The sequence below is a fragment of the Synechococcus sp. CS-1332 genome (genome assembly GCF_025127995.1).
Lineage (GTDB): Bacteria > Cyanobacteriota > Cyanobacteriia > PCC-6307 > Cyanobiaceae > Cyanobium.
Genome location: NZ_JAHLYP010000007.1, coordinates 1 through 7896 on the forward strand (window position 1 = coordinate 1; position 7896 = coordinate 7896).

At 70.0% G+C, this 7896-nt stretch carries 7 protein-coding genes; 2 read left to right on the forward strand and 5 right to left on the reverse strand.

Features of this window, described 5'->3' with window-relative positions; genetic code table 11:
- On the forward strand, positions 1-451 hold a 451-nt coding region (locus KQ305_RS00970), incomplete at its 5' end, for a sigma-70 domain-containing protein (RefSeq protein WP_311134302.1).
- Positions 452-520: 69 nt separating this feature from the next.
- On the opposite strand, the gene KQ305_RS00975 is transcribed toward KQ305_RS00970, so the two are convergent.
- From KQ305_RS00975 to KQ305_RS00995, 5 genes are all read right to left on the reverse strand, one after another.
- On the reverse strand, positions 521-817 hold the full coding sequence (locus tag KQ305_RS00975) for an RNA-binding protein (RefSeq protein ID WP_259723589.1): 297 nt from the start codon (positions 815-817) through the stop codon (positions 521-523).
- Between the two features lie 400 nt (positions 818-1217).
- A complete protein-coding gene (locus KQ305_RS00980) occupies positions 1218-1418 on the reverse strand; it encodes a hypothetical protein (protein ID WP_259723590.1) in 201 nt (66 codons plus the stop codon).
- Between the two features lie 52 nt (positions 1419-1470).
- On the reverse strand, positions 1471-1959 hold the full coding sequence (locus tag KQ305_RS00985) for a hypothetical protein (RefSeq protein ID WP_259723591.1): 489 nt from the start codon (positions 1957-1959) through the stop codon (positions 1471-1473).
- Positions 1960-2013: 54 nt separating this feature from the next.
- Positions 2014-4902: a hypothetical protein gene (locus KQ305_RS00990; protein WP_259723592.1), complete on the reverse strand. Its 2889-nt coding sequence runs from the start codon at positions 4900-4902 to the stop codon at positions 2014-2016.
- 67 nt (positions 4903-4969) lie between these two features.
- Positions 4970-6685, reverse strand: coding sequence for an AarF/ABC1/UbiB kinase family protein (locus tag KQ305_RS00995; RefSeq protein WP_259723593.1), 1716 nt, complete (start codon positions 6683-6685; stop codon positions 4970-4972).
- On the opposite strand from KQ305_RS00995, the gene KQ305_RS01000 reads away from it, so the two are divergent.
- Positions 6684-7896 (forward strand): aminotransferase class I/II-fold pyridoxal phosphate-dependent enzyme (locus KQ305_RS01000; protein WP_259723594.1); only part of this gene is annotated, 1213 nt, incomplete at its 3' end. The two genes, KQ305_RS00995 and KQ305_RS01000, sit on opposite strands and share 2 nt — an antisense overlap.

A 7896-nucleotide genomic window follows, 5' to 3' on the forward strand; every position in this document is an offset into this window, starting at 1 on the left:
CAAGCTCAAGAAGGGCCAGCGAGAGCTGAGCCAGGAGCTGGGCCGCACCCCCACCCTGAGCGAACTGGCGGTGGCGGTGGAGCTGCCCGAAGAGGAGGTCAAAGACCTGCTCTGCCGCGCCCGCCAGCCGGTGAGCCTGGAAACGAAAGTGGGCGATGGCGAGGACACCGAGCTGCTGGATCTGTTGTCGGGAGACGACCTGCTGCCGTCTGAGCTGGTGGATGGGGAGTGCCTCAAGGGCGACCTGCGGGCGCTGCTGGAGCAGCTGCCTGACCTGCAGGGCCGGGTGCTGAAGATGCGCTACGGCATCGATGGCGAGGAGCCGATGAGTCTCACCGGCATCGCCCGCACCCTGGGGATGAGCCGCGACAAGACCCGCAATCTGGAACGGCGTGCCCTCGAAGGCATTCGCCACCACTCCCGCTCGCTAGAGGCCTATCTGGTGGCCTGAGCCGGCCCTAGACAAACAAAAAAGCCCCCGACATCGGGGGCCTTTCCAATCAACAGATTCGGTTTCGCTTCAGTAGCGGGGACGGCCACCAGCGCCGCCAGCGCCACCGCCGCCGCCACCACCGGTGCGTGGCTGGGCCTTGTTGACCCGGATCATGCGACCCATCCACTCGACGTCCTGAAGATCGTCGATGGCCTTGGTTTCATCGGCCTCATTGGCCATTTCGACGAAGGCAAAGCCGCGCTTACGGCCGGTTTCCCGGTCGAGGGGCAAGCTGCAGTTACGCAGCGCTCCATACTGCGCAAACAGATGGTTGAGATCGTCTACCTCCGCATCGAAGGAGAGATTTCCAACGTAAATCGTCATGAACAAAGAAACAATTATGAACAGATTCGTCGATAGCCCTTACAGGACGTTGTCACTCGCCGGAGAAGAGAAATCTTTGAATCAACAGAAGCGTACAGCCTGGCTGGGCTGGCAGGCTGGGGCCGTTGCGCAGGGCGATGCATGAAGGAGCAGTGGTCGGCCCTAGCCTTGGTGGCGCTTTGGGTTCTCGTGTGGGGTGTCGGCGGCTCGCTGATCGATGCCGGGCTGATAGGGGCAGGGGTCTACAACCTCGAAGGGGGACAGGTGGGAACCCTGGTTACCTTCGTGATCTGGAGTCTGTTCTGGGGCGGACTGGGGCTGAAGCTTTGGCGGCGAAGGGGTACGGGTCCTGGCCCCTGCTTAGACGTCAAAGAAGACGAAATACCCTGACGGCGTCGAGCTACTTGCGGATGCCGAGCAGCTGGGCGCCGTAATGCTCGCTGAATTCGGCCTGGTGCTGCCAGGCGGAGAGGAGGGTCTTGGCGACCTTCCGCAATTCTTGAATGTCCTCGCAGCTGTCGATGGCGCGGGAGTGAACGGCGATCGAGAACTGGCGGTTGATCGAAAGGGAGGCTTCCATGGCCGTGTTGCGATATTTCATAACGTTACGAGGCCTTGCCGGCGGGTGGGTGACGGCAACCCGCACTGGGTGATCAGAAAAACTGGTCGAAGTTATCGAAGTCGACCGCACGGAAGGTGCCGTCCTGCACCTGGGCCATCAGCCGCTCCAGCTGAACCCACAGGGCGCCACCGGTGAGCAGCGACAGCACGAAGGCCACCAGCAGGGCCGCGCCGGCGGCAAAGCCGAACACCTGCAGGCTGGCACCGATGAACAGGGTCACACCGATCACCAAGCCCCCGTAGGGCAGGGTCGTTTCCAGGTTGGAGATCGGCAGCAGGGCCAGCCTGTCCTGCTTCCAGCCTTCCAGCCGATTCTGGATCATCTTGGCAAAGGTGAGTCCGCACAGAACGGCCATGGCCAGGCCGATCCCGGCCAGCACATAGGGCGGATAGGTGAGAGGGGCGTACTCCAGCAGGATCTCCAGGGCATCCAGATCGCCGAAATCGCCGCTGGCCTGGTCGAGCCCCGCCTGCTGCAGGGTCACCGGAGCAGTCGAGAGGGCGGCCAGCAGCTGGGTCACGGCAGGGAGTCAGGCAGGCGATTGCGCCCGACCCTAGGCGCCAATGCCGCCCCCTCAGCTGAATCGACTCCGGAACCGATGGACGATGGCGTTCAAGGCCAGCAGCAGCAGCCCCACGCCGATGAACACCAGGCCCCGCAGACCCAGGTCCGCCTGGGCCATGTCGATGGCCAGCAAGCGCAGCAGGCAGGCCCCCAGGCCCACCAGGGCCACCAGCCGGAACTGGGGCTCCCGCAGCACCACGCCGAGCAGGTAGATGGCGAAGGCTTCGCCGGTCCACAGGAGTGTCAACAGGGCACGGTCGTAACCGCTGGCCAGCACGAGGGCCACGGCGACGAACAGGGGGTAATACAGCCAGAGGTTGCGGCGCTGCGCCACCCGCGCTCCGATCCAGACCAGAACCGGCCATCCACCTGGCTGGGCCAGTTGTTCCAGGTCGAGCCAACGGTGGGACGCCACGACGAAGGCCGTCTGCAGGGCGATCGCCACCACCCCGGCGGCCTGGGCGGTGCCGCTGACCGGGGGGAAAGGGGACAGGCCGCCCCCAAGGGTGTGCACCAGCGCCAGCACCGAGAGCCAGTAGACGACCACGCCGTAGGCCTGCAGGCGGATGGCGAACAGCCGCACCAGCACCGGGCAGACCAGCACCAGGGCCAGCAGGGACCAGGCCACCGGTCGCCAGGGAGCGGTGATCTCGCCTTGGAGCGTCAGCCCCACGCCCAGAAGGGCGCCCTCCAGGAAACAGGGCTGCACCACCTGCCAGGTCCGCAGCCGCGCCAGGTCAGCTCCCGCCCGGAAGAACCAGCCGTGCAGACACACGGCGATCGCCAGCAGCTCGATCAGCCAGCGGCCCCGCAGTTGCAGGGCCCCAAGCGTCACCAGCTCCTGGCTGGGCCCGATCACCAACAGATAGGCGACGCCGAAACCGGCTAAGTACACCAGGGACAGCACCAGCCCAACCCGTACGGCCGCCCCCCGCAGCCGGTGGGTGATGGCCAGGGCTCCGGCGGCCAGCAGCAGCCAGGCCACCCCGGGCAGCAACGGCGAGATCGGCTCGAGCAGCCACAGGGCCCCCAGTCCCACATCGAAGCCCAGCAGGCCAAGGCCAAGGCACTGCTGGCGGCTGCCGCCCCCGGACACCATCAATAACAACGCCAGGAGCCCCAGGGGCAGCAGGCGAGCGAGCAGGTCCAGGGACGGCCAGGGGGCCTGGGCCAGCAGCGCCAGCCAGCCGAAGCCGTGGGCCGCTCCGATGGCAACGCTGACGCCCAGCAGCAGGCCCGGTGGGCGCCAGCGCCTGGCCGCCACCAGGAACGCCCCCATCACCACCAGGCTCAAGGGGGAGCGCCAGTCCTCCGGCACCACCAGCGCCGGCCCCACGGCGATCAGGGCGCCGGCCAGCCAGCCCAGCAGGGGCGGCAGGGGCAGCGGCACCCCACGGCGCTGCAGCAGCACCTGCATCCCGGCCGTCAGGGCGGCCCCGCCGGTGAGCACGGCGCCGGCCTGGAGCTGGGCCACCGGGTCGCTGCTCAGCAGCGCCGCCACCAGGCCCGTGATCGCCAGCAGCAGGCTGGCCGAGGCACTGAGCCACCAGCCGATGCGGCGCAGGGGCTCGGAGCCCTCCCGCACCGCTAGACCCAGGAACAGCAAGCACTCCAGCAGCACCACACCGACCAGCAACGGCCCATCCGCGATCAGGGGCGCCAGGCTGAACAGGGCGGTCAGCACCAGGGTCTGCCCCACCAGCGCATCGGCGAGGGCCAACCATCTCGGGCCAAGACGCCGGGCGTTGCGCCCCAGCAGCAGGGCCACGGCGGCGCTGAGCATCAGCGCCATGGCCCTCACGGCCGCCTCACGGGGATAGAGCAGCAGGGCAAGGCCGAGACCGGCCCAGAGGCTCAGCAGCAAAGCCACGGGCAAGGCCTGCAGCCGGGGCGGCGCGGCCCCCGGCCGGTGCAGCCGCAGCAGTCCCAAGCCGAACACCAGCACCGCCGCCAGGGCGGCGCCGGTTGTCAGGGCGCTGGAGACGGCCAGCGCCGGGCCATTGGCCAGAAACCATCCGACCTGAAACAGGCCATAGACCCAGCTCACCACCAAGCGGTGCCGCTGCCAGCGATGCCGCAGGGGCAGCTCCGAGCCCACCAGGGCGATGGCCGTGGCGATCGCCAGGGCCGGGCCACCCTGGGGAGCGATCGCCAGAGGCACCAGGCTCACGGCCACGTGCAGCGAGGCGATCGTGGCGGTGCGGGCGATGGCGGCCAGGCCAAGGTTGACGGCGATGCCACCAACCAGCAGGGCCAGGGCCTGGGCTGGCTCCTCCACCCACTGCAGCCCGAGCTGGGGCAATCCACCGGCGGCGGCACAGGCGAACAGGACCAGGGCGCCCCCTCCGCTGCGCATGCCGTCGGTGAGATCCCGCCAGCGCTGTCGCCGGCCCCACAGCAGTGAGGGCAGGGCCAGGAGCCCACCCGCCAGCAGGGCCACCAGGAACCGCTCCCTGGCCTCCAGACGCAACCCCGCATGGATCGTGATGAAGGTGACGCCGGCCACCACCACGAGCACGCCGAGCAGGCCGCTCCAGTTCTCCACCAGCAGACGCTCGATCCGCTTCCAGGGTCTGGTCGCGCCCCTGGTGGCCGGCCGCAGCGGTGCCACGGGCACGGGCGCCACTGCAGCGTCTGAGGCCGGGGTTGGGGCTGGGGGTGGGGCCGGCGCCAACGCCGCAGGCTCCTGCTCCGGCGCGATTCCCGACTGGCCGGGCCAGGGTTCACCCGCCAGGCGCTTCTCGAGGGCCTCGCTCCAGAGCGAGAGGGCGAAGAAGCGCTGGCTGAGGGAGGCGCTGTGCCGCTCCAGACGCCTGAGGCGGCGCTCCATCGACAGGGTCTGCAGGATCCACCCGGCCAGGAGCAGCAGGAGGGCGATGAGCAGCAGAGCCTCGGTCAAGGGGCCGCAGGAGGCAGGTTCGCGACCCAGCTTCGCCTGGCCCGACGCTCAGCGCACCCGTGGGGCCTCAGGCGGCGAGCGGATTCAGGCGGGCCAACAGGCCCGTGGCCAGCTTGCGGGCCGAGAAGGTGCGGCCCATCAGCCCCAGCAGCGCCTGGAGATCGTCGGTGTGCAGCCGGTCGTGGCTCACCAGACTCAGCAGCAGCCGCTGGCGCAGGCTGGAGCCCTCCTTGCCCAGCAGCAGCCGCAGGCCGTCACGCGCCACCGGCAGCAGGTCGGTGGACGTGGTGCCGTTCTCCACCACCGCCAGCAGGTTCTCCAGCCGCTCCACCCTTAGGCGCCCCTCCTTGTCGAAGATCACCTCCAGCAACTTCTCGCGCATCTCGGCGGTGTCGCCGGCCAGCAGGCGCCGGGCCACGTAGGGGTAGGCCACCCGGATGATGCGGAAGTCCGGGTCAAGGCGCATCGCCAACCCCTCCTGGCTCACCACAGCCCGGATGATCAGGGCGAAGCGGGCCGGCACCCGGAAGGGGTAGTCGTACATCAGCTCCGAGAAGCGATCGGTGATCGCCTTGAAGTTGAAGCTGCCCACGTTCTCCCCCAGGGCGCCACCGAGCACTTCCTCGAGCGCCGGCACGATCGGCCCCAGGGGGGTGGTGGGGTTGAGGAAGCCGAGCACCACGAAGTCGCGGGCCAGGGCGTCGAAATCCCGGTTGATCAGATGCACCACCGCGCCGGTGAGGGTGAGGCGGTCGGAGTCGCTGAGCGAATCCATCATGCCGAAGTCGACGTAGGCCACATGGCCCAGGCCATTGGTCTTGCCCGGCAGGGCGAACAGGTTGCCCGGATGGGGGTCGGCATGGAAGTACCCGAACTCGAGCAACTGCTGCAGCCCGGCGATCACCCCGGTGCGGATCAGGGCCGCCGGATCCAGGTGGTGGGCCTCCAGCTCACGGCGGCTCTGCAGCTTGGTGCCGTTGATCCAGCTGGTGGTCAGCACCCGGCGACTGCTGAGGCTGCGCACCACCGCCGGAACGGTCACCTCGGGATGGTCCTGGAACAGGGTGGCGAAGCGTTCGGCGTTGTCGGCCTCGCGCCGGTAGTCGATCTCCTCAAACAGGGTGGAGCCGAACTCATCGATGATCGCCCCAAGGCCGAAGCCCAGATTCAGGGGCAGGAACGGGGCCGCCAGCACCGCCAGCGAGCGGATGATGACCAGGTCGCGACGCAGCACGAAGGGCAGATCGGGCCGCTGCACCTTCACGGCCACCCAGTGGCCCTCGGCCAGACGGGCCCGGTACACCTGCCCCAGGCTGGCCGCCGCCATGGGGTAATCGGGAAACTCCTCGTAGAGCTGGTGGGCGGGGGCCCCCAGCTCCTGCTCGATCAGCGCCAGGGCGACCGCATGGGAGAAGGGGGGCAGATCGTCCTGGAGCCGGGCCAGTTCCTCCAGCCAGTCGCGCCGCACCAGGTCGGGACGGGTGGAGAGGGCCTGCCCCACCTTGATGAAGCAGGGTCCCAGGTCGTTGAGGGTCTCGAGGATGGCGCGGGCCAGCCGCTGCTGCACCCGGGCATCGGTGCTGCTGGACTGAACCGCCAGCCGCAGGCCCAGCCCCGCCAGCCGCCAGATCACCACGATCAGCCGGCTCACAAGAATCCACGGCCGCAGCAGCAGCCAGCGAAAATCCTCGTTGGGCTGGTAGGTGGGGGTGGGAATGACGACCTCTGCCAGGGTCCTGCCGCAACGGTGGGCAGACTCTAGGAACTGTGTTCCCTGGTCCATGGGCCCCTTCTGGCGGTCAGTGCCGCTGGCCCTGCACCTGCCGGCCCATGGCCGGGGCCGGGCCCTGGCCCCCGGCCTGCGCCGGTTGCTGCGCCAGCCACCGGGGAGCTGGGATCTGCCGGAACTGCCCGACTTCGGCGGGCCCCTCGAGCCGGAGGGAACGGTGGCCGAAGCCCAGCGGCGGGCAGCGGCCCTGCTGGGGGCGGAGCGCTGCTGGTTCGGGGTGAACGGAGCCTCGGGGCTGCTCCAGGCGGCCCTGCTCGCCCTCTGCCCGCCGGGGTCCCGGGTGCTGCTGCCCCGCAACCTGCACCGCAGCCTGCTGCACGGCTGCGTGCTGGGCGGGTTCGAGCCGCTCCTTTACGACCTGACAAGCGATCCGCTCACCGGCCTGTGGCGGCCGCCGGAGCCCCGGCGGCTGGAGCGGGTGCTGGAGGCAGCCGCCGCCCTGCCAGGCGCGCCCGTGGCGGCCCTGGTGCTGGTGGATCCCACCTACCAGGGGCTGGCGGCCGACCTGCCGGCCCTGGTGGCCCTGGCCCACCGGGCCGGTCTGCCGGTGCTGGTGGACCAGGCCCACGGCGGCGGCGAGGCCCTGGGGGCCGGCGCCGATCTGGTGGTGCTCTCCGTGCAGAAGAGCGGCAGCGGTCTGGCCCAGAGCGCGGCCCTGCTGGCCCAGGGCGACCGGGTGGCACCGGCGGCCATCGAGCGGGCCCTGCTGTGGCTGCAGACCTCCAGCCCCAGCGCCCTGCTGCTGGCCTCAACGGCGGCAGCCCTGGACCATGCCGCCAGCGATGCTGGCGCTCGCCAGCGCCGCCGGGCCGAGGCCAGGGCCACCCGGCTGGCCCAGAGGCTGGAGGTCCTCGGCCTGCCGCTGGTCGCCAACGGAGATCCCCTGCGCCTGGTGCTAGCCACGGCCCCTCTGGGGATCAACGGTCTGGAGGCCGACACCTGGCTGCTGCAGCGGGGGGTGATCGCGGAGCTGCCGGAACCCGGCGCCCTCACCTTCTGCCTGGGACTGAATCCGCCCCGGGGCCTGGAGCGGCGCCTGCCGCGCCTGCTGCAGGACCTGCGCCGGGCCATCGGCGGACAGCCGTTGCCGCCCTTCACGCCTCCCCCCCTGCCGCTGCTGGCGGCACCGGAGCTGCCGATCGGCGTGGCCTGGCGGAGCCCGGCCGAGGCCGTTCCCCTGGGCCGGGGCCCCGGCCCGGGGGCGG